Origin of the sequence: Weizmannia sp. FSL K6-3076 (genome assembly GCF_038007245.1) — a bacterium.
Taxonomy (GTDB): domain Bacteria; phylum Bacillota; class Bacilli; order Bacillales; family Bacillaceae_C; genus Weizmannia; species Weizmannia faecalis.
Genome location: NZ_JBBOWU010000001.1, coordinates 231,287 through 255,682 on the forward strand (window position 1 = coordinate 231,287; position 24,396 = coordinate 255,682).

The window sequence follows — 24,396 nt, forward strand, 5'->3', positions numbered from 1 at the left end:
TTGGCATAAAAAAAGATTGGATTTTATGTTAAAATCGAAGAAAAGGAAGGTGGAAGTCAATGAGCCTGCCAAAATGTTCTGATTGTAACCATCCATTTAAGTGGATTTATATCTTTAAGAGGTTATGGAAGTTTGACCAAACCATAGAATGTCCAAATTGTAAAGCCAAGTTATATCCAAGTTTGAAGTTTCGAAATAAAGTTGGATATTTTTCCCTGCTTTGCTTTTTCATCTCATTTGGACTAATGATATTGGGCATTCCAAAAATTGCATTCATAACACTAATCATCATTATTTGGGCTTGTTTGATTCTTATGATGCCTTATGTTTATTCGTTTGATCATAAAGAAAGGCCTCTATGGTAAAAGGGAACGAATAGTTGTCGCCCTTTTAAATGGCTTCAAAAATCCAGGTGATGATGAAACGCGGAGCTGAGCCGGTACGCCGCAAGTTTAAAGGTGAATTGATGAACCGATTTGGTACAGAGCAAGATTTGAAAAAAACACATGCAAGTAAAGATTGGAAACCATTTCATCAAATGAGAAAGAAAAAGGTGGCCCAAAACTACATGTAACACTTTTCGTGAAAATGGGCCTTATTTTCTTTATCAGAATTTTTCGTTGACGAATAGCATAAGAAGGTATACAATAAACTTCAAGCTTATATGTTGTTATTTTCTTATCAAGAGAGGTGGAGGGAAGGGCCCTGTGAAGCCTCGGCAGCAGGTCCGAAAACGGGTACTGTGCCAATTCCTGCAGGTGGTGGCCTGAAAGATAAGAAGATTTCCCGGGAATGGATATCTTCTTACTTCAGGGTAAGAAGATTTTTGTCGTTTAATCCTTAGTAATCGAATAAGAAAGAAGGGAATAGAGTGGAGCAAACGCGGCTCACATATGAACAGTTTACGTCGGATCCGTTTGCAGCGTTCGTGCCGGAAGATAAAACAAAGGGTGCATTGGAAATTTTGCAGTGGGCATATGGCACGTACGGTAAATCAGTGGTATATGCGTGCAGCTTCGGCGCAGAAGGAATGGTGCTGATTGATCTCATTTCGAAAGTCAGAGAAGATGCGGATATCGTATTTTTGGATACGGACCTGCACTTTCCGCAGACTTACGAATTGATTGAAAAAGTAAAAAAGAAATATCCGGCTTTAAATATCCAAATGAAAAAACCGTCGCTTACGCTTGATGAACAGGCGGCGCAATACGGATCTGCCCTTTGGAAAAGGGATCCGGACCAATGCTGCTATATCCGGAAAATCAAGCCGCTTGAAGAAACGCTGCAGGGAGCTGTGGCCTGGATATCCGGCTTACGGCGGGAGCAATCGCCGACAAGGGCAAAAACGAATTTTGTCAATAAAGATGAAAGGTTCCATTCGATTAAAATTTGCCCGCTGATTCATTGGACATGGGATGATGTTTGGAACTATATCCGGTCTAACAATCTTCCATATAACGAATTGCACGACCAGGGATATCCGAGCATCGGCTGCTTCCCGTGCACACGTGCTGTCGGAAACAGCGACTCAAGAGCAGGAAGATGGGCGGGCTTTAATAAAACCGAATGCGGGCTGCATACGGTTCAGAAAAAATAAGGCTGCTATATAAAATGACATAGGTAATAAGAGTAAGCATCAGTCTGCATGACAAGATTTCGTTCATTTTACAAAATTCCTAGATTTGGTAAGAATGCGGCAAAAATTTATATACAAATCGGTTTTATGAAAAAACCAGGGAAAAAATTGCACTTGGAAGCTGATTCAGCGTATAGAGAAGATAAAATCGCATTTTCGAAGATGGATTCTTTTATATTTTGAGATGGAGCTTGCTGATAAATTGGGTACAAACGCAGAATTGGACCCGTTCAGCAAGCTCTAGCGGCAAAAGCAGCCAGCTTTTTCAGGTGCCCGCTTGTAGCCAATCCAGACTAGGATTGTTCAAGTGCTCGCATCAACCAAAACAACGAGTCCGATTAAGTTTAAAGCAGGTGAAGAAATGAGAAAAGTATATTTAGTCGGGGCAGGACCCGGCGATCCGGAGCTGATTACAGTGAAAGGATTGCGCCTGATCCGGGAAGCGGATGTCATTTTATATGACCGGCTGGTGAATCCGGACCTGTTAAAAGAGGCAAGGCCGGATGCAGAACTTGTCTACTGCGGGAAAAAACCGGATGCCCATACGATGACGCAGGATATGATCAACCACCTGCTTGTGAAATTTGCTAACCAAGGAAAAACGGTTGTCCGTTTAAAGGGCGGTGATCCGTTTATATTCGGTAGAGGCGGGGAGGAAGCGGAAGTCCTGGTGCAAAAACATATTCCGTTTGAAATCGTGCCGGGAATTACAGCCGGTTCCGCTGTGCCCGCCTATGCCGGCATTCCGCTCACCCACCGCGGGCTCAGTACATCCGTTGCTTTTATCGCGGGCGTCACGAAAAAAGGCGAAGATCTTGATGCGTATTGGTCCAAATATGCGGGAATTGATACACTTTGCATTTATATGGGCGTGAAAAATCTGCCACTCATCTGTGCGCAACTGATAAAGCACGGCAAATCACCGGACATGCCGGCTGCACTAATCCGCTGGGGCACGACTGAAAAACAGGAAACCGCGGTCAGCACGCTTGGAAATTTAAGTGAAAAGGCGGCTGGGCTGCGCAACCCATCGCTTTTGATCATCGGAGAAGTGGTAAAACTGCGCGAAGAGTTAAAATGGTTTGAACAGCTTTCTGCTGCTCCGGCCTGTACCGGGTGAACGGGTATGAAACAAGGCGTTTTATATGTCAGCCATGGCAGCCGTGTGCCTGAAACCGCCCGGGAAGCAACAGCGACGATCCGGCAAGCAATGGCGCAGGTGGATGCGGATCTCCAGGAAATTTGCTATCTGGAAATTGCGGAACCGGATATTGCGGCAGGGATTGATGCGCTTGTCCGGGGCGGCGCAGGGCGCATTGCTGTTGTGCCGGTATTGCTGCTGAGTGCCGGGCATTATTATGAGGATATCCCGCGCGCGATCCGGGAAGCGAAACAGCGTTATCCGCATATTGTGTTTACGTACGGCCGCCCGCTCGGTGTCGGGGACCGGATCATCGAAATTTTGGCAGAAAATATTTTGGAAACCGGCATGCCTCCGGGTGCCTGGATTCTGCTTGTTGGACGCGGCAGCCGCAACCCGGAAACACTGTGCGATTTTGCAAAAATTGCTGCCGGGTTGCGTGCGCAATTGGGGACAGAACAGATCAAAACGGCTTATTTGGCAGTGCTTGAGCCTCGTTTTGATGATGCGCTGAAGGAGCTGACCGCAACCGGGCACCCGGTAGTTGTGGCCCCTTATCTTTGGTTTACCGGCGTGCTCGTCCGGTCGCTGGAAAAGAAAGTGGGCATGCTGCAGCGGGAAGGATATGATATCCGGCTGGCACGGTATCTCGGCTGCCATCCGGATATGGCGGACGCATTGGCCGTTCGGGCAAAAGAAGCGTTGGGCGCAGAGGATTTTATTTGAGATCACGGGATTTTTACCCAGTCAAGCCTGCGGTGTTTTCTATTGTGCACCCCGGACTTTTTGGGGCGATGCAGTTTAAAAGGTGCCGGGGTGCAGCGTTCATTGCGCGTACCGGCACTTTTTTGGGTCCGATGCAGTTTGAAAAATGCCCGCGGCCCGGCGTTTTCCATTGCGCGTGCCGGCACTTACCCGATTCCGGCTTTCCAGGAAACGCTGGAATGGGAGCATGCCAAGCAGGGAGAACGGCGGGCTTTTTGCAATGGATAAACTGGAAAGGAGATCAGGAATGGTTTGGGTACCGGTTATGGTCGATTTAGACGGGAAGCAGGCTGTTGTTATCGGCGGTGGAAAAGTTGCGGCACGCAGATTCCGGCTTTTGCAGGAAGCGGGGGCATACGTTACCGTCGTGAGCCCGCACCTGAACGATGAATTGCAGGCTATGGCTCAACAACGCGCATTCATTTGGAAACAGAAAACATTCGAACCAGAAGACATCCGGCAGGCCGATGTGGTTATTGCAGCGACAAATGATCCGGAGACAAACAGCCGGATTGTTGCCCATGCCCCGGCCAAAGCCCTCGTGAACGATGCCGGCCATGCGGGAAATGGCAACCTTGCTTTTCCGGCGTTTTTCCAAAAGGGCAGGCTTTCCATCAGTGTTTCTACAGCCGGGGCAAGCCCGAAACTGGCTTCCAAAATTGCAAATGAATTATCCGAACATTATGATACGAACTACGCCCAATATGTGGATTTTTTATATGAGTGCCGCCAGCTTCTGAAGCGGCCGCAGTTTTCTCCATCGGAAAGAAGCGAATGGCTGGAGAAGCTGCTTGGAGAAGCATACCGCAAGCCTGAAAAGCAGCAGGAAACCTTATCTTTCTTTCACAGCCGCATACAAGGGACTGCCCGTTGAAAAACGAATGAAGCTGCAGCTTTGGGAAGTCAGCCGGTGTGCCCGGCGAAAAACTTGGCAAGCCTGTTTGCAACCCGGAATGGCTTCCGTTACAATGGGGTTAAAAATTTTCACAAAAAGGAGTGTCGCCATATGTCATTGGAAGATGTCAAAGCCTATTTTAAGCAGTGGGATCGGGAAGAAGATGTTCTCGTCCTGTCGTCATCAAGCGCGACGGTTGAACTTGCAGCTGAGGCGCTGAACACGGAACCGGAACGGATTGCAAAAACGCTTGCGTTCAGGGGTACCGGTGAGGAAGAAGCCCTTCTTGTTGTCACCGCGGGAGATGCGAAAATCGACAATAAAAAATTCCGGCAAACATTCGGCGGGAAAGCGCGGATGCTGTCACCGGAAGAAACGCTTGAGCATACCGGCCATGCTGTCGGCGGCGTCTGCCCGTTCGGTTTGAAAAAAGATTTGCCGGTCTATATGGACGTCTCACTCAAACGGTTCACGACCGTATTTCCGGCATGCGGGAGCGGCAACTCGGCAATTGAATTGACCTGCGAAGAATTGTATACATACGGGAAGGCCGAAAAATGGGTGGACGTCTGCAAGGGCTGGAAAACGGTGGAAGATTACCAGCAAGTAGCTGGGACTGGTGTCTTATCGGATCCGCAATAATCTACGTGTCGCTTCAGACTTGCCTTTGAGATGGAAAGAGGCCCCGGGTACGCGCCGGAAAATGCTTGATATATAATTAGGGCTTCCTGAATAAGCAAAATTCCTAGATTTGGCAAGGATGCTGACAGCTTTGGCATAAATTTAATGCGAGGCCTTCGTTTTTGCTTGCTTTCTTAATGTAGACGCGCCTTATGTGAAGGAAGGCCATCTTTTTTTCGTGCTTTCTTAACGTAGACGGGCTCTATGTTAAGAAAGGCCGTCAATTTTTCGTACTTCCTTAACGTAGACGCCCTCTATGTGAAGAAAGACCTTCAATTTTCCGTGCTTCCTTAACATAGACGGGCTCTATGTGAAGAAAGGTCATCTTTTTTTCGTGCTTCCTTAACGTAGACGGGCTCTATGTTAAGAAAGGCCGTCAATTTTTCATGCTATCTTAACGTAGACGCGCCCTATGTGAAGGAAGGCCGTCTTTTTTCGTGCTATCTTAACGTAGACGCGTTCTATGTGAAGAAAGACCTTCAATTTTCCGTGCTTCCTTAACGTAGACGTACTCTATGTGAATAAAGCTTGATAGCGGATTCAATATATAGAGAAGACAGAATCGCATTTTCAAAGATGAATTTTTCTAGAGATTACTAACAAATTGGGCACAAACGCAGAATTGGATTTGTTCGGCAAGTCCTAACTTAAGTTCATATGATATAGACAAAAACGGCGGGACACACGATCGTGTTTTCCCGCCGTTTTTATGGGTTCATATAAGCTGCTTTGATTTAGTCATGGTATTTTTCAGCAATGGCGTTAGCGGCAACAATGGCATTGTACACATCATCAGGCGTAACCGGGAATGGTTCGTTGCCCATTGTGTCATCCTCGGCACAGGCATCTTCCGCCACTTTCCGCCATTCGGCTTCCACAAATTCTTCAACGCCGAGGTCCTTCAGTGTCAGCGGCAGGCCAACTGCTTTGATAAAGCGGATTACCGTTTCAAGCTCTTCTTTTGGCGCGTTTTCAAGAACGAGCTGTGCGAGCAGGCCGAATGTCACTTTTTCGCCGTGCTGTGCACGATGGAGGGCAGGGACAGCGGTCATGCCGTTATGGATGGCGTGTGCTGCGGCAAGGCCGCCGGATTCCGCCCCGACACCGCTCAAATAGATGGTCGCTTCAATGGTATCCTGCACTGCACGGGTTGGCACTTTGTTTTTCACGGCTTCCACTGCTTTTACGCCGTTTTCGAGAATCGTTTCGTAGCAAGTGCGGGCAATGGCCAGGCCGGTGAGGGATGGCTTCATTAAAACAAGGTTGTCGCCGTTTGCCGCGTAGCAGGCGCGCGCTTCAAAATAAGTGGCAAGCGCGTCCCCGATCCCGGCGGCGAAAAAGCGGACCGGTGCTGCAGCTAAAATTTCCGTGTCTGCGAGCACGACATCCGGATTGCTCGGCAGGAACAAGTAACGGTCAAAAGCGCCGTCTTCTTTGTAAAGAACGGCAAGGGCCGTGCACGGTGCGTCAGTGGAGGCAATCGTCGGAAAAATGACAACCGGAAGTTTTTCATAATAAGCGGTTGCTTTTGCGGTATCAAGCGTTTTTCCGCCGCCGATGCCGACAATGACATTGGCGCCTGCTTCACGTGCAAGCCGGCGGTTACGGTCTACTTCTTCCTGGGTGGTTTGATAATTGAACTGTTCGAAAGTTGCTTTCCCGCCGCCTTCCCGGACAGATTTTCCGGCTTCTTCTTTTGCGCGGCCGAGGATGAATTCGTCGCAAATCACATAGGCATTGTCGCCCAAATCTTTTATGTACGCATATAAATTGGCAAGCAGGCCGTTCCCTACGATAAACTTTTTCGGCGATGTAACGGATTTTACAGGAATTTTCATAACATGTACTGCCTCCTAAACATTTTTTTCTTTCTACACTCTCATTATATTAAAAATGTAAGCGGAAACCAAGGTAAAAGATGTGAAAAATAAGATCATCCCATGTTATAAAAAAACAAATAAATATGATGATTGAAAACGCGTTCAAAAACTTTTATAATATTGTTATACAACAGTGCTGGTTTTTAAACAGCAAGGGGAAACAGGGAGAAAATGAAAATGGGAGGGGAGTCCATGAACGTGCCGTTGGTGTTGACGGAATTTCTGGATCGCGCGGTGCTTTTGTACGGCGGGAAAACAGCGGTGTATTGCGGGGACCGGGCGTTTACATACCGGGAGCTGAACGGCAGGGTGAACCGGCTGTCGTACGGGTTAAAAAATCTTGGCATTGAAAAAGGGGATCGGGTGGCCTATCTCGCGCCGAATACAGTGGAAATGCTGGAAGGCTTTTACGGGGTTTTCCAGCTGGGGGCGGTGATGGTGCCGCTGAATATCCGGCTGACCCCGGAAGACTACCGGTTTATTTTAAATCACAGCGGATCGAAAGTATTGTTTGTGGACCAGGAGATGTACCATTTGATCGAGCCGGTAAAGGATGAGCTTGAAACGGTGGAGCAAATTATTATCCACTATAAAGAGGATGACTGTGCTGAAATTGATTATGACCGTTGGCTGGACAGATTTCCGCCTGAGCCGTTTCCGCGTGCCGGCCTCGATGAAAACGATGTGTGCAGCCTGCTTTATACGAGCGGGACAACCGGAAATCCTAAAGGCGTGATGCTTACCCACCGCAATAATTATTTGCATGCATTAAGCGCCATGTACCATTTGCGCGTTACGGACCGCGATGTCTATCTGCATGTGCTCCCGATGTTCCATGTAAACGGATGGGGCTCGCCGTTTTACTATACAGCAAACGGGGCGACCCATGTCTGCCTCCGCAAACCGTCGGCGGAAGCCATTTTCACGGAAATCATCAGGCATAATGTGACGGTGGTGCATATGGCGCCAACTGTGCTGAACAGCCTGTTGCAGTACAACGCGGAACACCATCCCGCTATTGAACAGGACGTGCGTGTTGTCATCGCCGGAGCTGCACCGCCGCCCGCATTTGTGGAACGCGTGGAAAAAGAACTCGGCTGGGAATTCATCCAGGTGTACGGCATGACGGAGTCAACACCGCTCACCCTTGTATCTGTCATTCGTTCGCAGCTTGGCGGGCTGGACCGTGATACACAATTGCGGTTGCGGGCGAAAGCCGGGTTTCCGATGATCGGAAGCGATGTCCGGGTTTTACGGGAAAATGACGAAGAAGTGGCCCATGACGGGAAAGAAATCGGCGAGGTCACGGTAAGAGGCCATGGTGTTATGCTCGGATACTGGAAAAACCCGGAAGAAACGATGAAAACGATCCGGAACGGGCGGCTCTATACAGGGGATATGGCGACCGTTGATGAATACGGCTATATCGATATCGTCGACCGTAAAAAAGACATTATTATCAGTGGCGGAGAGAATATATCCTCTATAGAAGTGGAAGGAGTGCTGTATGAGCATCCGGCTGTCCTTGAAGCAGCGGTGATTGCTGTTCCACATGAAAAATGGGGGGAGACCCCGCATGCGTTTGTCGTCCGGAAAGCAGATGCGGCCGCAACAGAAGAAGACATCATCCGTTTTTCAAGGGAAAGGCTTGCCCATTTCAAAGCCGTGACGGGTGTGACATTTGTGGATGAGTTGCCGAAAACGGCATCTGGCAAAATCCAGAAAGTCCGCCTGCGCAATGAATACTGGGAAAAGCTCGGGAAAACAGAGCGGTTTGTAAATTAGGGCTTGCTGAACGAATCCGATTCTGCGTTTGTCCCAATTGATCAGCAAGCTCAGAAGAATCTATCTACGACAATGCGTGATTCTGTCTTCTCTAATACGTTGAATCAGCTTTCGAGTGCAAGCTTTTCCCTCGATTTTTTATAAAACGCTTGCATTTAAATTTTGAATAAAGTTGTCAGCCTCCTTTCCAATTTAGAAATTTTGCTTACTCAGCAAGCCCTAATGAACATGTCTGAAACAGATCCGGCAAAACGCAAGGCCGCCGAAAAGCACAGGACAACGCGTTACATTTCGGCGTAAAACAGAGGAAAACATTTCACATCCATGCCCCTTGCTTCAGCGATGAGGCGGGGGGCGTTGGAGGAATCGCCATAAACGATTTCAGCAGCTGCAGACGGCAAATTTTAACCGAATTGCCCTTTCTTATCCTTTGACTGATGGTTTCTTTTGGACAGAAATACAGTATAATAGGATAAAAGACCTATATCAAAGGGGCAAATCCATTGAAAAATGGAGACGCAAAACTACAGGGGCTACCGGTTTTCTAACCATGCCAGCCAGTTGCTAATGCGCAGTGAAAAGCCGAAGTTTGGCCTTTGTTTTCGTTTGCAAGTTCCCCGGAGATTGATCAGAAAGGCGGGGCGGAAATGGGCAGGAAAATCGAGACATTGGAAGATTTTAAAAGAATCCTTTATCTTTGGATCAGCCCGCTTTTGATCGCTGCCCTTGCGATTTACAATTTGGTCCCTCACACAGGCACCCGTACAGCTTTATTTTATCTCGCCACGACGCGGATCCTGATTGCCTGGAACGCTCTGTTTCTCATCTGCATGGTTTTCAAGCGTTATTTCCGCTTGTTTGACTATGTGAATCTCGTGATCCTCACGGTTTATTATCTTGCCATCGTGATGGACTGTGTTTTTCAATACATGGTTCCGGGAAAAGAGGGAGCCATCGGAATTTCGATCATTTGGAGCCCGCTTCTATTTCTCTATATTTTTATCACGTTGAAAAAGCGGAACGGGATCATTTATTCGCTCGCTTTGTTCGTGACTACGCTTCTGATCGGAATGCCGCGGTTCCGCCATTTTTCCTTTGACTATAAAATATCCATGCTGATCTTTTACCTTGCCAATCTCGTCTATATCGCCATCTTTTGCATTTCTCATTATCTCTTAAAAGTATTTAGAGAATTGGAAGAGGAAAAGAAAAAGGCTTATTCGGACATGTTGACCGGGATTGCCAACCGACGCCAGGTGCAGGCATGGCTGGATGCTGCGGTTAAACACGCGGACAAAACCGGCACATCATTTTCCGTGATTTTTTTCGATATCGACTATTTTAAACAGGTGAATGACCAGTTCGGGCACCAGACAGGAGATGAGGTGCTGAAGGAATTTGTCCGTCTTTCCTCCCGGGTGATTTCAGCGAATGATTACATCGGACGCTGGGGCGGTGAAGAATTCATCATCATTACAAAGGATGAATTGCCCCAGGCAGAGGAACTGGCGGAATATTTGAAAGCAAGCATTAGCCGCCATTCATTTGGGCATGCGGGAAAGCTGTCCGCAAGTTTCGGTGTGACTGCATATACACCGGGGGATACAGCAGAAACCATTGTAAGGCGGGTGGACGAAGGGCTGTACAAGTCGAAGGGTCAGGGCAGAAACCGGATTACGGTGCTGTAAGGCAGGGAAAAGGCGGATTTTCTTCATTGCATGTGGCGAACATTTAGCTGGCGGGTTTGCAATCAAAAAACCGTATGACAGCGGTAGTCCATTTAATTAACAGACTTGCTGCTCATAAACTGGGGTATGCGATTTGGCATGGAGAGTGCCTATAACCGCGGACGAACCTCAAAATTTGCAAAATCACTACGCGAGGCAGGGCATACGTTTGCGGCGGCACACTTCCGCTTGCGGAGCCTAAGCGGGGACTGCCATTTAGAAGTTCGCCGGTTTGCCCTGCCAGATGCTTTTTATACGGCGTATATATAATTTTCCATAAATGCATAAACCTGCTCGGCATCCGGTGGCTGTATGTTCAGCCGTTTTTCACAGGCTTCCAAATACGGCTTGAGCGTGCTGTCGCTTTTTGCCTCCTCGAGCGTAAGGCTGCCCTGTACGAGGCGGATTGCCGCTTCTTTTACCGTGTTATCATCCGTTTGAAACAAAAGATATGCCAAGCAACTGTACCGATCCATTGTTCTGCCTCCCGGAACCTTTTTATTCCCTTTTCGATAAAAGCGGCAAAAATTCCTGCAAATTTGCAAAAAAAGAAACAAAAAAGCAAGACCGGTGCGACAGGCCTTGCCTTATGATGCTATTTTAATCCGATATATTTTTTGGCGTTTCCATCCGGGGTGCGAGGCGCATCCTTTCTGGGAGCAACGAAATGGCAATTGCAGCCAGAATCAGGGCGCCGCCGAGAAAGAAGCGGCCGTTCAGGTTTTCATGGAGCAAAAGCCAGCCGAGAAAAGAGCCGGTGACAGGCTGCAAAAACATAAACAGTGACCCGCTGCCGGCCTCTACCATTTCAAGCCCTTTGTTCCACAAGAAGAAAGCGCCGGCTGTAGAGATGACGCCGAGATACAAAATACCTGCCATCCCCCAAAAACCGCCCGATGATACAGGCCAGGCCATCATGGCTTCGCGGGCGGCAAAAGGCGTTGTAAACAGCAGCCCGAACAAAATGGCATATGTTGTAATGGTTAACGAATCCATTTTCCAGGAAGCCACTTTTACATAAACGGACAGAAGTGCCCATGTAATCATCGCTCCAGCCAGAATCAGGCTGCCCCAAAAATAGGTTTGCACGTGAATGTCCCAGCCGATCACGATGACAACGCCCGCGGATGCGGTAATCAGCGCCAGTATTTTGCGCGCGGTCAATTTTTCTTTTAAAATGAAGCGCGCGAATATCACGATAAAAACCGGAGAAGCGGATGTAATGATCGCGCCGGTATGGGCGTCCGCTTTTTGCGTCCCGATAAACTGCATGGCAACGGATGCAAAATAGCCGATAAACCCGATCCAGGCGAGCAGCAGCCAGTCTTTTTTTGTAAGGCTTACCTTTTCCTTTTTCTTTCTGCCGGCATGCAATATCGCGTACAGTGCGGCAAAACCGATCATATACCGCAGCCATAAAAGCGTAAGCGGCGGTACGAAGTTTAAGACATATTTACTGACCACATACATCCCGCCCCAGATGCCGGATGCAAGTGCGAGGCAAAGTGCACCTGCCCATTTGTTTTTCACAGTCATCAACCTCCGTCTTTATTTTTTATCTAACAGCCAGACGGGGGTTTTGAAGCGGCTGTTCGTCCCCCGCATCAGGAACGAACAGGCTGGTCATTTTCAAACAGATCAAGATACAGACGCACAAACAGCACCTCCCACTATAATATTCTTAATTTTAACATATTTCCTCCCACGCAGCGAATAAAATAAATAAAATCATGAAAAAGGGGAAGTTGGACGTGATTGTAAAACAGCGGGAATATCCCGCACAAATCCGGGCGGGAGAGGCGTTGCTGGGGAGGCTGCCCAAAAGGCATCCGCTGTATGGGCAGATTGCGGAGGATGTAAAAAAGTGGAGGGCGAAATATAAAAGGGAGAAGCGGGCAGACCGTTTTTTGGAGATTCTTCCGTCCGACCAATTCCATGTTTACCATGCACTGCCCATTGCAAATACATGCCTGGACGGGTTAATTCTCACACGGAATCTTGTTTTGATTATAGGCTACACCCATTTATCCGGCGCGATTTTTCCGGATCCGGCTTTTGCCCAGCTTATCCAGCAAAAAGGCGGGAAGGAAAAAGGCTGGCCGGAACCGTTTGCGTGCCTGCAAAAACAAAGAGAAATCTTGTGTACATGGGCCCGTATGCGGCATTTACCCGAATTGCCGCTGGAGTATTTGCTTGTCCTTTGCCATGAGGGGGCCGAGTTGAAAATGCCTGTTGCCAATTCAGCAGACGAATTGAGGATCTGCCCAGCAAGCCAGGCTGTTTATAAAGTGACAAAGATGCTGGAAACATACAGCCAGCTGGTCCTGGACGGCAAGCATTTTAAAAAATGGCACAAGCATTTGCTGGAATGCCGCGAAAATCCGGGGATCTGTCCGTGGCCGGTTGACCAAAGCGAAATGTATACGGGGGTCGGGTGCCCGCTGTGCCGCCGTTTTGAAATGGATTTTAACAATGGCGCATGGCACTGCCAGGTTTGCGGGCATGCCAGTAAAGATGCGCACCGTAAAGCGATAGAAGAGTTCTATTTGCTTTTTGGCCGGGATGCGCCAGATGAAGCGCTTTGTTCCTTTTTGCGCGTGGATGCACTAACAGCGGCACAAATCGTGCGCGAGGCAGCGCATTAGTCCGTAAACTGTGATGCCAGCCGGAGGACCGGCACTTTGCTTGAAGCCCGCCGGAAAAAGATCTTCATCCGGTTACGGGGGAACAGAATAATTATTGGCTGCCCCGATAAAATACTATCTAGGAATTTTGGTTTCTGAATCATAAACTAAGAAGCATTGGCCTGGCGTACAAGTAGCCCAAATCTATACGTTTCCCCACTGCCCATTTGGCGGCTGTATAGAAAACCGGCGGGTGCATAAGCTATTGAAAAAACGGTAACGCTGATTTCGAGGATCAAACATGATTGGGTATGTTGTTTCCCTCATTGTTTTTAATCTGGCTGTTTTTTGTGCCAATAAGCGGCTTTCCCCCGGGCAGATCGTACAGATTTGGACGTTTACCATAGCTTCCCACCTGGTTTTTGATGTATATATCGATTACAAGTAGCATGGCTACTGGTATTTTACAAAAGGGGTGGACTGGGAGAATCTCCCGGGTATGATTTGTTTGCTTCCGCCTGTGAATATTTTGTATCTTAACTGGTTTCCGTTTGGAAAAAGATGGCCAAAAAAGATACTTTATATTGCTGTTTGGGAAGTGCTGATGCTGGGGTATGAGTGGATCACCCTGCTGCCGGCACCATGGGGCTATTTTCATTACGGATGGTGGGATTTCACCATTTCGGCGCTTGTAAATCCGTTCCTCCTGCTCATTGTGGCCGGGTTTTACAAATGGGTTGTCTGGCTGGAAAACAAAAAAACTGTACCTGCTGAGCAGCAGCTACAGTGAAACAGTCCGGTTTTTCTGCCGGAGATAATCGGTATGGTCATGGATGGCGGGGTCTTCTGTCTGGATGGTCGTATGGCGGATGCCGTATTTTTGTTCGAGCATCTGATTTACAGCTAAAATGACGCGCATCGGTTCAGATGAATGCTTGACAAAGACATGGGCGGTCAGCGAACAATGGTCGGAAGTAATGTTCCAAAGATGCATGTCATGGACGTCTTCAATGCCCTCAATTTGATACATATCTGTGCGGATCTGCTCTAAATCAAACCCTTCCGGCACGGTGTCCATCAGGATCAAATAGGAAGCCCGGACGATTTTGGCGCCGCCGTAAAAAATGACGCCGCCGATTGCGATGCTGATGAGCGGATCAAAGAAATTCATTCCCGTAAAATAAATGAGCAGGGCGGAAACAATCACGCCGGCCGAATTCAATAAGTCCCCGATAAAATGCCATAACGCGCTTTTGACATTTAAGTTTTCTTCTTCTTTTGTGCTCCGGTGCAACACAATGGTGAGGATAATATTCACAACAAGCCCGGTCACGGCAATGAGAAACATCCACTTAAAATCAATGGGTTGCGGATGGACGAGGCGCTTGATCCCTTCAATGAAAATGCCGATTGAAATGCCCGCAAGCGCAAGCCCGTTCAGGAACGATGCGATGATTTCAAAGCGCAAATAGCCAAATGTATATTTGCGGTTTGGCGGGCGTGTCGCCATGAACAAAGCAAGCATGCTGAAGAGGAGCGCAATGACATCTGAAGCCATATGTGCCGAGTCGGAAAGCAAAGCAAGCGAATGCGAAATCAGACCACCAGCAATTTCAACAAACATGAAAAACAAGGTTAGGACGAGCGTTGCCCATAATGCTTTTTTTGATGCGGACTGGACTTTGACATGGGGAAGGTGGTGATAATCATATTCCGGCATCATCGCACACCTCTTCCTAAATAAACTTATTTTCACCTGTATTGTAGCACGAAGAAACGAAAAAGAATAGCGTTTATTCTCAATTAATATAAATTTTTTTGAATAATTGAGAATGGGAATCAATATGGATTAGGGGTTATTGCTGTAAACAAAAAGAAATAGAATCATTTATAATGCTTATTATATGATAAAAAATCAAATAGGAGCCTGCCCTAAAAGAGAAAAACCGCCAGAATCCTTTTCCCCGGCGGTTTTTGTGTGAAAGGCACGGCCTGAAAAAGTTTAACACGATTTCCCTTTACTCGACGGTTAAGCTCTTCGCCAGGTTGCGTGGGCGGTCAACGTCATAGCCGCGCACGATGCCGGCATAATAAGCAAGCAGCTGCAGCGGGATGGCGGCCAGGACCGGCATGAGAAAGGGGTGTGCTTCCGGAATGTAGAGCACTTCGTCCACGACGGCGCTCACTTCGTCATCTCCCGTGGTCGTAATCCCGACGACATATGCATCACGTGCCTTTACTTCTTTAATATTGTTTATGGCCTTGTCGCGCAAATGTTCCTGGGTGGCAAGGGCAATGACCGGAACACCCGGCGTGATCAAAGCCATTGTGCCGTGTTTCATTTCTCCTGCCGCGTAGGCATCCGCATGGAGATAGGCGACTTCCTGGAGTTTGAGCGCCCCTTCAAGCGCCAGGACATAATCGAGCCCGCGGCCAATCAGGAATAGATGCTCCTGGTCGTTTGTGACCTGTGCAAACTGGTCGATGGCATCCTGCGTCATCACCAGGCATTTTTCCACGTCATCAGCGAGTGAATGAAGGGCATCGAGCAAGGCAGGGATTTGGCCTTCGCCGGAACCGTGCAGTTTTTTTGCCAGAACAATCGAAAGCAGGACGAGCGCCGTAATCTGGGTTGTATAGGCTTTTGTTGCAGCAACCGCCAGTTCCGGGCCTGCATGCGTATAAATCACGCAATCCGATTTCCGCGCCAGCGTGCTCTTCCGGTAATTGCTGATCGCGATCACCGCCGCTCCTGACTTTTTCGCTTCTTTCAAGGCGGAAATGGTATCAGCCGTTTCTCCTGATTGGCTGATGGCAATGACGAGCGTTTTTTCGTCCAACCGCCCGTGCTCACATCTGAATTCAGATGCAATCGCGGCTTCAACCGGTATATCAAGCATGGTTTCGAGAATCTTTTTGCCGATCATGCCGGCGTGATGGGAGGTGCCGCTTGCGACAATGATGATCCTCTCCGGATCTGTAAGCTTGCGCTTTGCGAAAAAATCGTCCACTTCCGGAATGACGACACCGCTTTCTGTCAGCCGGTCTTTTAACGTGCGCTTGATTGCTTCCGGCTGCTCCATGATTTCTTTTAACATGTAGTGACCGTAATCCTGCAGGTTGAGTTCGTCTTGGTTCCAGCGCACGGATGTTTTTTCCGGCAAAATTTTTTCCCCGGAAAGTGTCTTAATTTCCACATTGGTCTGAGTCAAAATGGCCATTTCGCCGTTTTTAATTGGATAAATTTCTTTTGTATACGAAAGCAGCGCCGGGATATCCGAGGAGAGATACGCTTCCCCGCTGCCAAAGCCGATAATGAGCGGATTATCATAAGAAATGGCGATAATCTGGTTCGGGTGATCTTTTGCCATGATCGCAAGCGCAAACGCACCTTTTAATTGCGGAATGACGATCCGCACGGTTTCTTCAAAATTGCCGGTATCATAATGCGCGAGAAGATATGGAATGACTTCTGTGTCGGTGTCCGTTTGTAAACGATGCCCCTGTGCGATAAGGAATTTTTTTAATTGCTGGTAGTTTTCAATAATTCCGTTATGAACAACGTAGAAACGTGCTTCTTCATCACATAACGGATGGGAATTTTCAACGGTCGGCATTCCGTGTGATGCCCACCTTGTGTGGCCGATCCCAAGGCATCCGGCGGGAATCGGTTCGAGCTGGAGGGAAGCTTCCAGATCTTCGACGCGCCCTTTTTCTTTGCGGACGCCGATGGTTTTCATATCGGAGACGGCAATGCCTGCTGAATCATAGCCCCGGTAATCCAGTTTTTTCAGGCAATCGAGCAGAACCGGCTGTGCCGAATGTCTGCCAATGTACCCAACGATTCCACTCATCTTCTTCACCTCAACGTATCGCTTTCCTTCTATCACGTGTATTCCTATCTTCATGCTAACATGAACCGAGCGGGGAATAAAGCGATTGTGCTGCAGGCAGCAATGCCAGAATTTCCAAAGTATACCAGGAGGGATATTCGAGCACACGGACAAAAAGCGCAACCCGATCGGATTGCGCCTTTTGCCTCATCCAAATCTGATATTCAGATGACGTCCAGTACGGACTTATCCAAACCTGGCCTCAGATAAGTCCGGGGCTTCAAATAGTAGGCGGACACGAACCTTCACCGAAAGTATATCGGTTCCGGACGGTTGTCCCACTTGCCCGCTGGACAAATGCAGTGCCAAATACGGAAGATGAAGTTGCTGTCAAGTCTTTCATCAAAAACTTTACCAGTCCCTTCTTTTAAGATGTATTGGCCTTGCACTGCTCCTATTCCCGGCAGGCACGAAATAAAACAAACCAAAATATGGAAATCATGCTCTTTTCCGCTGCTCCGCCGCAGCCGGGATGATCGAAATATTCCCATATTTCGTAACCGACAGCTCCCCGCATCTGCCATAGTTTCCGAGTTTCGCATGCGGATCGGCATGAAGGCGGAGTTTTTTCAGCAAAGTGCCGGCTTTGACCTCAAGAAAAAGATCCACCGTCTGCTGTAATGCAAGCCAGTCCGCTAAAAGCGCAATATCAACGGCAGCAACAAAGCGCATCCTTCTTTGCGGCAACAGCCGGATCACAGCCGGAATCCGCCGCTCCTCCTTTGTGGTGCGGTTTTGCAAAATCACCGTGATGCCCGCTTCCTGCTTTGAGCGCGGCGGCAAATAGCCGATCTGGCCGAACCCTTTTAAAGAAAGGGCGCGGTTGCATAAGTCGCCGGCAAGCAGTTCCGCTTTTTCCGGTTGTAACCCAGGCGGCACGCGGACAGCGTCAGGAAGCAGATGGTCGAAATCATGCTTTCCTTTAAAGGCGCGGAAATCAAAGCAGCCGTCCGGCATTACCGGCAAATACCCGCGCGAAACGCTTGCTGTTGCCGCAAATTCAAATGGCATTCCGTTGCGCAGGAAGAAATAGCGCGCCCGCACCAGCTCCGGTTCCGGCACATAGTAAACGGGAAGTATGACGCTGACTTTCACAAAACATCCTCCTTATCATTTCCAGTATATGCAAATCGTTGCGCTTTTATTGCAAATAAGATCAATTTTCGATAGAATGGACGGGGAATCACGATACGGTGAAAGTAATCCTGTGATCGCTCTGTTTGTGGATAGCCTCACAACCAGGAGCGGTTATTTTTTGGCACGGATTTAAAAATGGGATTCTCTCGTTTCATCACCTGTAGAAACGGGAATGGGCACAACTACCTTTCCACATCCGGCTCGCAAAAGACGGATGCTGCCCATAAGAGGTGAAGGCACGAACCCAATTTTATCAGTACCGGTATAAGCTAAATTTCCAACGGCCGGTTTTCTTTGGAACTTTCGTGAATCCGGCCCATATTTTTATGTATATGCTCAAGGCCCAAACCATTGTCATCCCGCGGCCTGTTGCGATAAAATAGGCATTGTCGAAAAGTGGCGATGCTCGATGGAATACGATTTGCCAGCGATCCATTCACCGCTGGATAACATAGATTTTTTTCTGTATGGCACCGTTTAAGGAGCCGGCACAATGAAGGACTTTTTTGAAAAAATTTTCCCGAAAACCGCGCATCGGTCTGGCAAGGGAAAGCGAGGGGTAAACATGATGAAAATTCCCGGCAATACAGCAACCGGGACGGCACACGGAAAATTAATTTTAGCGGGGGAACATGCTGTTGTTTACGGACAACCGGCGATCGCGCTTCCATTCGATCATGTGAAAATTGAAACGGCAGTTATCCAAAAACAAGGCCCGCTCTCCATTGACTGCCGGTTTTACAAAGGGGCACTGGATAAAGCGCCGGAAAGGCTTCACGGAATCAGAGCATGTGTCAAAGAAATCCTCCGTACGTTAAAAAAGCCGGCCGAAAATTTGGCGATTAAACTGGAGTCGACCATTCCGATCGGGCGCGGGCTTGGCTCGAGTGCCGCTGTTGCCGTTGCCATTGTCCGCGGGCTGTATGCTTTTTTTGAAAAACAATTAACGAAAATGGAACTCGAACGGTTTGTCCAAATTGCTGAGAATTTTGCCCACGGGAATCCGAGTGGCATCGATATGATGGCGGTCATCAGCAATGATCCGATCTGGTTTGAAAAAGGGAAGGCGGCCCGGCCGCTTCCGTTTTCGCTTCCGTTTTATCTGGTGGTCGCCGATTCCGGGCGCGTGCATAATACGGCAATGGCGGTCGGGAGCATCCGTGAAAAAAGCGGTTCTGACCCGAAAACGGTGGAGTCCGCCATCAACCGTTTAGGCGAAATCGTGCACGAAGCGGGAAGGGCATTGATTGAAAAAGACGGACTGCATCTCGGCCGATTATTTAATGAAGCACATGCACAACTTTCCGTTTTGGGTGTCAGCGACGAAGGGCTTAACGCATTATGCGCTGCAGCACGCTCAGCCGGCGCACTCGGTGCCAAACTGACCGGTGCGGGCCGGGGTGGTTGCATTATTTCGCTCGCCGAAAGCAGGAAAAAGGCTTTAGCAGTTGCGCAAGCCCTGCAAAATGCAGGCGCCGCCCAAGTATGGCAATTTTCGCTGGAAGGATGACCGTTATTCCGCAATCATGCAGCACAGCCCCGAAAACAGGAGATGCTTCATGTAAAAGAGGCTCCCTGTTTTTGCTTGTAGCGGGCAGCTCTTTTGGTCCTGGCTTCAAAGCCGAGCGGATCATGAGAAGAGATTTTCCGTTGAAGCGGCTGGATAAGGAGACCCGAAGCTGCTAAGGATGGGGAATCGCAGGCAGTTGCCCCTTGCAAGAAAATGGTTTGCGGCATTTTCCTTTGGAGATAGTTGGTCAGGGCAGCCTTTTTGTCCGGCAGCGAGAATAGCATTGACAGGGAAGTACCTTTTCAAAGCAAGAAGGCATTTTTACTGGAAGGACGATGAAAGATGGAGGCAACAGCGAGGGCCCATACGAATATTGCCCTGATCAAATACTGGGGGAAACGGGACGAAAAGCTTTTTCTCCCGATGAACAGCAGCCTGTCCATTACGCTGGACAGGTTTTATACGACAACAAAGGTGGCTTTTGATTCCGCTTTAAAGGCGGACGTGTTTTTTCTGAACGGAAAACCGGCCATTGATGCGGAAACGACGAAAATTTCCCGCTTTATGGATAAGATCAGGGCCTTTGCGGGAGAAAAAAGATATGCCTATATAGAATCACAAAACGAAGTGCCGATCGCTGCCGGGCTAGCCTCTTCCGCATCCGGTATGGCGGCGCTTGCAGCTGCGGCTGTTAAAGCGCTCGGCATTGAGGTGGATGGGCGTACGCTGTCAATCTTGGCGCGCCAAGGTTCCGGGTCCGCCTGCCGCAGTATCTACGGCGGTTTCGTCGAGTGGCAAAAAGGTGAAAAAGCGGATGGCTCCGATTCACACGCGGTTCCGCTTCTCAGCGAAGACGATTGGGATCTCAGTATTTTATCCTGCCTGGTGGAATCAAAGCAGAAAAAAGTTTCGAGCAGGGAAGGGATGAAACGGACTGTCAGCACGTCGCCGTTTTATAAAGCCTGGCTCGAAACTGTGGAAACAGATTTGGCCGCCGCAAAATCCGCGATTGCAGCGCGCGATTTTACGATGCTTGGGCGCGTGCTTGAAGCAAATGCGTTAAAAATGCATGCGACAACGATCAGCGCCAACCCGCCTTTTTTATACTGGCAAAGTGCAACGCTCGATGTCATGCAGGAAGTGGCGCTTTTGCGCGAACGCGGGATTGAAGCTTATTTTACAATTGACGCCGGCCCGAATGTGAAAGTGCTGTGCGAACGAAAAGATGAAGAGACGGTATATCATGCGCTTTCTGCCATCCCGTCCGTCCGCGAAGTGCTGGTTTGCCATCCAGGTCCGGGCATTCAATACGGCCCGTTTTAATGCTTTTCGAAACGCTGGAACCCCGGCAGGAAGGCGCCAAAACATCCAGATGATGCACTTTTTAAAAAATGCCGTTTTTCCTTCTGCAGCCGTTGCTGAAAAAACCATTTAGGCGTCACTGGCTGTTTCGCGCTATTTAACGGCACCATGCCCGTAACGGGTTCTGGGCTGATTCCTTTTAATATGAGCATGGAAGTGCCATGGAACTTGTTTTGACGCGGGAAATGCAACCCCCGTCCGCTAGTTGGTCAGGGGGACATGGTCGAAAAAAGCGGCGTGCAGCAGGCATTGGATGTGATGCTTGCAGATTTGACGGGTACACCGACCTAAAAAGGATTGAAAGAGATGAACGGGATGCAATTTCAAGTAAAGGCGCCGGGTAAACTGATGATTGCCGGCGAATATGCGGTCATTGAACCCGGTTGCCCTGCTATGGTTGCCGCGGTAGACCGATACATCACAATAGAGGTAAAAGAAAGCACAGAAAACCTTTTTTCTTTGCCGCAGATTGGCATTCCGCATGCCGCGTGGCGTGTGGAGAACGGGGAAGTCCGCTTTGACCGCGATGACCCGAAACTCCGGTTTATCCAAAATGCGCTCGCCGTTTTTAACCAGCTGCTTATGGAAAAATCGATTCCGCTCCGCCCGCTTCACATTACGGTAACGAGTGAACTGGATGATCCCACAACAAGGCAAAAATACGGGCTCGGTTCCAGTGCTGCGATTCTTTCTGCCGTTCTTACCGCCCTTTTGCACGCCCATGAAGGGTTGCCGGAAACGAAGGAAGCCATTTTTAAACTGGCCGCTGTGGCCCATTTGAAAACACAGGGCAACGGGTCCGGCGCGGATCTTGCCGCTTCCGTGTACGGCGGCATGTTGAAATATGCCGCATTCAGGCCAGATTGGATTTTTTCCCGGTTGGAAGCGGGCTGCACAGTTTCGGAATTACTGGCAGAAAAATGGCCGTATTTGTCCATTTCTAAATTGGTACTGCCGCCGGACCTCATTTTTTGCGTGGGTTGGACCGGAAAAGCGGTGGCAACCGGGCCAATGGTGGAGCGCATTGGCAAATTGCGAGAGGCGGCAACGGAAACATACACGGCATTTTTACGAGAAAGTACCGCCGCAGTGGATAAATTGGCGGAAAGTTTCATGCAGCAAGATACGGCTGGCGTATTTGAGCACATCCGGCAAAACCGGCGTGCTTTGCAGAAACTTGAAGCAGCAGCCCATACCACCATTGAAACGGCGCCATTGAAGCAACTGGCAGACATTGCCGGCCGTTTCGGCGCCGGCAAATCATCGGGCTCGGGTGGCGGAGACTGCGGCATTGCCTTTGTAGCAGGGAAGGAAAAAGCTGCCGCCTTGAAAGCAGCATGGGAAGCTTCAGGCATTATCCCGCTTGCGCTTCATATTTCAGAACAAGGTGTGTCCATTATGGAGTAAAAATCCGCAAAAAAATGCGGATTTTTTGCTTTTCTGTGGAAACAACGGAAGTTCTACCCCAAGTACGCTGCATCCCACTTTTCTCAATCATTTGCTTCTCCATACTCCTTTTGAAATAATAGAAAAAAACGAAAGGAGATGGATTGGATGAAAGTTCTTGTTGCAGGCGCAAACGGAAAGATCGGAAAAATGCTTGTGGATCTTTTACAAAAAAGTGACCGCCATATCCCACGTGCCATGGTGCGGAAAGAAGAACAGGCTCAATTTTTCAGGCAAAAAGGGGTAGATGCGGTCATATCCGATTTGGAAGGCACTGTCGATGAGCTGGCGGAAGCGGCGAATGGATGCGATTGCATTGTGTTTACCGCTGGTTCCGGCGGGCACACGGGCGCAGACAAAACGCTGCTTGTCGATTTGGACGGCGCAGTGAAAACGATGGAGGCGGCAGAAAAAGCAGGTATCAGCCGTTTTGTTATCGTGAGTGCGCTCCAGGCCCACCACCGCGAAAACTGGAGCGAGGCCATCAAGCCGTATTATGTTGCCAAGCATTATGCAGACCGCGTGCTCCAGTCGACCAAGCTGAACTACACGATCATTCGGCCGGGCGGCTTGCTGAACGAACCCGGCACCGGAAAAGTCGAAGCGTCGGAAAACTTAAAACGCGGCACCATTCCGCGTGAAGACGTCGCACGCACCATTCTCGCAAGCCTCGACGAACCGAAAACATACCGGAAAGCATTCGACCTCATTTCGGGAGATACACCGATTGAGGAAGAGTTGAAACGCTTATAGAAATGGGCAAATCAAAAAAATGCAATTTGCTAAAACCCCCTCCCTCCTGCTTCATAGAAGAAGGGGGTTTCATAAAGGTTCGGCTTGCTGGATGCATGCATTCAGCAAGTCCTGCTTCAATATTTGCCATGCAGGATGAAGCGCAGTAGCATCCATTTGTTATCAATGATTTATATGAAGGTGGTGTTTCTAGTTGGGAGAGCAAAATCATATTCCAAAAAGAAAATTTGCTTGGGCAGACAAATGGATCAAGATGACTGGCGAGCGAGCAAGAATTGATGCAAAAGTAAATAACACTTATATTGTGTACGAGAAAAACGGCAAGTTGGTAAAGGAATATCCTAATGGAGATATAGTCCCATTAAAGCATAATGGTGAGTCATAATGCATAAGCATAGCCCCATGTTTTATGTATTTGCGGGGAATAATGGAAGCGGAAAAAGTACAATAAGAAACTTAATTATTGACAAAATTGGTATTGATATTAACATTGATCCGGATGCTACAGCAAGAAAAATTGATCCGGATAACCCTGAATCAAAAAGGGTAACAGCGGGAAAAGAAGTTATAAAATCAATAAATGAATACATTCAAGAAGGTAAGGATTTTTCTATCGAGACAACGCTTGCTGGTGGAAATGTCATTAGACAAATGGAGAAAGCAAAAGCGATGGGTTATAAAATTACCATGTTTTACGTAGCTCTAAATAATGTGAATCAGAATATTGAACGGGTTGCAATGAGAGTTAAAAATGGTGGGCATGACATCCCAACTGAGGATATCCTCAGACGAAATAAAACGTCTTTTGAACATCTACATAACTATGCCACTATGGCTGATAATCTTGTGTTAATCGACAATAGTCTATATAACGGGGAAATTGTTTTGGAAGTAAATGATGGTCAGATTACTTTTGAAAAGAGTAATTTGCCAAAATGGGCTCTTCCTGTCTGGGAACGATTTAAATGACATTAACTATAACCTGAATCCGTGACGAAAATCTAACAAACATCGGTAATAGGTAGTTTTCCCAAGTGTGGATTTCTAGATGTAACTGATTATTCATAAAATATATCTTTGTAACTTTGGTAGGTAAATTTTTTCCTATTTCATTTATTTTAGGCACGAAACATAAACCTGCAAATTTCCATTTTTTTGCAA

23 protein-coding genes and 2 riboswitches are annotated in these 24,396 nt (G+C 48.3%); of the genes, 17 read left to right on the forward strand and 6 right to left on the reverse strand.

Annotated elements, in window-relative coordinates; translation table 11 throughout:
- Positions 1-59: 59 nt before the first annotated feature.
- From NSS95_RS01165 to NSS95_RS01195, 7 genes are all read left to right on the forward strand, one after another.
- The gene (locus NSS95_RS01165) at positions 60-365 is read left to right on the forward strand and encodes a TIGR04104 family putative zinc finger protein (protein ID WP_061565026.1); all 306 of its coding nucleotides are present in this window, start codon (positions 60-62) and stop codon (positions 363-365) included.
- 29 nt (positions 366-394) lie between these two features.
- On the forward strand, positions 395-574 hold the full coding sequence (locus NSS95_RS01170) for a hypothetical protein (protein WP_019720423.1): 180 nt from the start codon (positions 395-397) through the stop codon (positions 572-574).
- Positions 575-675: 101 nt separating this feature from the next.
- A riboswitch (SAM riboswitch) is annotated at positions 676-780 on the forward strand.
- A gap of 91 nt (positions 781-871) precedes the next feature.
- A complete protein-coding gene (locus NSS95_RS01175; RefSeq protein ID WP_061565027.1) occupies positions 872-1,597 on the forward strand; it encodes a phosphoadenylyl-sulfate reductase in 726 nt (241 codons plus the stop codon).
- 400 nt (positions 1,598-1,997) lie between these two features.
- Positions 1,998-2,756 (forward strand): uroporphyrinogen-III C-methyltransferase, encoded by a 759-nt coding sequence (gene cobA, locus NSS95_RS01180; RefSeq protein WP_017550710.1) that lies wholly within the window; start codon positions 1,998-2,000, stop codon positions 2,754-2,756.
- Between the two features lie 6 nt (positions 2,757-2,762).
- Positions 2,763-3,503, forward strand: a complete 741-nt coding sequence (locus NSS95_RS01185) for a sirohydrochlorin chelatase (RefSeq protein ID WP_035182689.1) — start codon at positions 2,763-2,765, stop codon at positions 3,501-3,503.
- A 286-nt stretch (positions 3,504-3,789) separates the two neighbouring features.
- A complete protein-coding gene (locus NSS95_RS01190) occupies positions 3,790-4,416 on the forward strand; it encodes an NAD(P)-binding protein (protein WP_035182685.1) in 627 nt (208 codons plus the stop codon).
- 132 nt (positions 4,417-4,548) lie between these two features.
- A complete protein-coding gene (locus tag NSS95_RS01195; protein ID WP_035182683.1) occupies positions 4,549-5,079 on the forward strand; it encodes a YbaK/EbsC family protein in 531 nt (176 codons plus the stop codon).
- Positions 5,080-5,852: 773 nt separating this feature from the next.
- Here NSS95_RS01195 and NSS95_RS01200 read toward each other — a convergent pair.
- Positions 5,853-6,956 (reverse strand): glycerol dehydrogenase, encoded by a 1,104-nt coding sequence (locus NSS95_RS01200; RefSeq protein WP_061086634.1) that lies wholly within the window; start codon positions 6,954-6,956, stop codon positions 5,853-5,855.
- A 234-nt stretch (positions 6,957-7,190) separates the two neighbouring features.
- On the opposite strand from NSS95_RS01200, the gene NSS95_RS01205 reads away from it, so the two are divergent.
- Both NSS95_RS01205 and NSS95_RS01210 read left to right on the forward strand, forming a co-directional pair.
- On the forward strand, positions 7,191-8,783 hold the full coding sequence (locus tag NSS95_RS01205; RefSeq protein ID WP_340713730.1) for a long-chain-fatty-acid--CoA ligase: 1,593 nt from the start codon (positions 7,191-7,193) through the stop codon (positions 8,781-8,783).
- A gap of 483 nt (positions 8,784-9,266) precedes the next feature.
- Positions 9,267-9,352, forward strand: a riboswitch (cyclic di-GMP riboswitch).
- Positions 9,353-9,430: 78 nt separating this feature from the next.
- A complete protein-coding gene (locus NSS95_RS01210) occupies positions 9,431-10,471 on the forward strand; it encodes a GGDEF domain-containing protein (protein ID WP_026685145.1) in 1,041 nt (346 codons plus the stop codon).
- A gap of 290 nt (positions 10,472-10,761) precedes the next feature.
- Here the strand turns inward: NSS95_RS01210 and NSS95_RS01215 are convergent, their stop codons facing one another.
- Together NSS95_RS01215 and NSS95_RS01220 are read right to left on the reverse strand one after the other, a co-directional pair.
- The gene (locus tag NSS95_RS01215) at positions 10,762-10,986 is read right to left on the reverse strand and encodes a hypothetical protein (protein WP_026685146.1); all 225 of its coding nucleotides are present in this window, start codon (positions 10,984-10,986) and stop codon (positions 10,762-10,764) included.
- Between the two features lie 124 nt (positions 10,987-11,110).
- Positions 11,111-12,040 (reverse strand): DMT family transporter, encoded by a 930-nt coding sequence (locus NSS95_RS01220; RefSeq protein WP_026685147.1) that lies wholly within the window; start codon positions 12,038-12,040, stop codon positions 11,111-11,113.
- Positions 12,041-12,261: 221 nt separating this feature from the next.
- On the opposite strand from NSS95_RS01220, the gene NSS95_RS01225 reads away from it, so the two are divergent.
- Together NSS95_RS01225 and NSS95_RS01230 are read left to right on the forward strand one after the other, a co-directional pair.
- The gene (locus tag NSS95_RS01225) at positions 12,262-13,155 is read left to right on the forward strand and encodes an NERD domain-containing protein (RefSeq protein WP_026685148.1); all 894 of its coding nucleotides are present in this window, start codon (positions 12,262-12,264) and stop codon (positions 13,153-13,155) included.
- A gap of 478 nt (positions 13,156-13,633) precedes the next feature.
- Positions 13,634-13,924, forward strand: coding sequence for a hypothetical protein (locus NSS95_RS01230; RefSeq protein WP_326241710.1), 291 nt, complete (start codon positions 13,634-13,636; stop codon positions 13,922-13,924).
- Here NSS95_RS01230 and NSS95_RS01235 read toward each other — a convergent pair.
- The 3 genes from NSS95_RS01235 to NSS95_RS01245 form a co-directional block, all read right to left on the reverse strand.
- On the reverse strand, positions 13,916-14,857 hold the full coding sequence (locus NSS95_RS01235; protein ID WP_071452302.1) for a cation diffusion facilitator family transporter: 942 nt from the start codon (positions 14,855-14,857) through the stop codon (positions 13,916-13,918). The genes NSS95_RS01230 and NSS95_RS01235 overlap by 9 nt on opposite strands.
- A 295-nt stretch (positions 14,858-15,152) precedes the next feature.
- A complete protein-coding gene (glmS, locus tag NSS95_RS01240; protein WP_326244104.1) occupies positions 15,153-16,988 on the reverse strand; it encodes a glutamine--fructose-6-phosphate transaminase (isomerizing) in 1,836 nt (611 codons plus the stop codon).
- Positions 16,989-17,465: 477 nt separating this feature from the next.
- Positions 17,466-18,122: a hypothetical protein gene (locus tag NSS95_RS01245; protein ID WP_035182677.1), complete on the reverse strand. Its 657-nt coding sequence runs from the start codon at positions 18,120-18,122 to the stop codon at positions 17,466-17,468.
- A gap of 610 nt (positions 18,123-18,732) precedes the next feature.
- Between NSS95_RS01245 and mvk the strand changes: the two genes are divergently transcribed.
- From mvk to NSS95_RS01275, 6 genes are all read left to right on the forward strand, one after another.
- Positions 18,733-19,674, forward strand: coding sequence for a mevalonate kinase (gene mvk / locus NSS95_RS01250; protein WP_026684855.1), 942 nt, complete (start codon positions 18,733-18,735; stop codon positions 19,672-19,674).
- Positions 19,675-20,016: 342 nt separating this feature from the next.
- Complete coding sequence (mvaD, locus tag NSS95_RS01255) at positions 20,017-20,997, forward strand: diphosphomevalonate decarboxylase (protein ID WP_035182673.1); 981 nt, start codon at positions 20,017-20,019, stop codon at positions 20,995-20,997.
- A gap of 345 nt (positions 20,998-21,342) precedes the next feature.
- On the forward strand, positions 21,343-22,443 hold the full coding sequence (locus tag NSS95_RS01260) for a phosphomevalonate kinase (RefSeq protein ID WP_110133753.1): 1,101 nt from the start codon (positions 21,343-21,345) through the stop codon (positions 22,441-22,443).
- Positions 22,444-22,590: 147 nt separating this feature from the next.
- Positions 22,591-23,235 (forward strand): SDR family oxidoreductase, encoded by a 645-nt coding sequence (locus tag NSS95_RS01265; protein ID WP_017550692.1) that lies wholly within the window; start codon positions 22,591-22,593, stop codon positions 23,233-23,235.
- 193 nt (positions 23,236-23,428) lie between these two features.
- On the forward strand, positions 23,429-23,620 hold the full coding sequence (locus NSS95_RS01270; RefSeq protein ID WP_017550691.1) for a hypothetical protein: 192 nt from the start codon (positions 23,429-23,431) through the stop codon (positions 23,618-23,620).
- Positions 23,620-24,204 (forward strand): zeta toxin family protein, encoded by a 585-nt coding sequence (locus tag NSS95_RS01275; RefSeq protein WP_035182667.1) that lies wholly within the window; start codon positions 23,620-23,622, stop codon positions 24,202-24,204. Before NSS95_RS01270 ends, NSS95_RS01275 begins: the two co-directional genes overlap by 1 nt.
- Positions 24,205-24,396 lie beyond the last annotated feature (192 nt).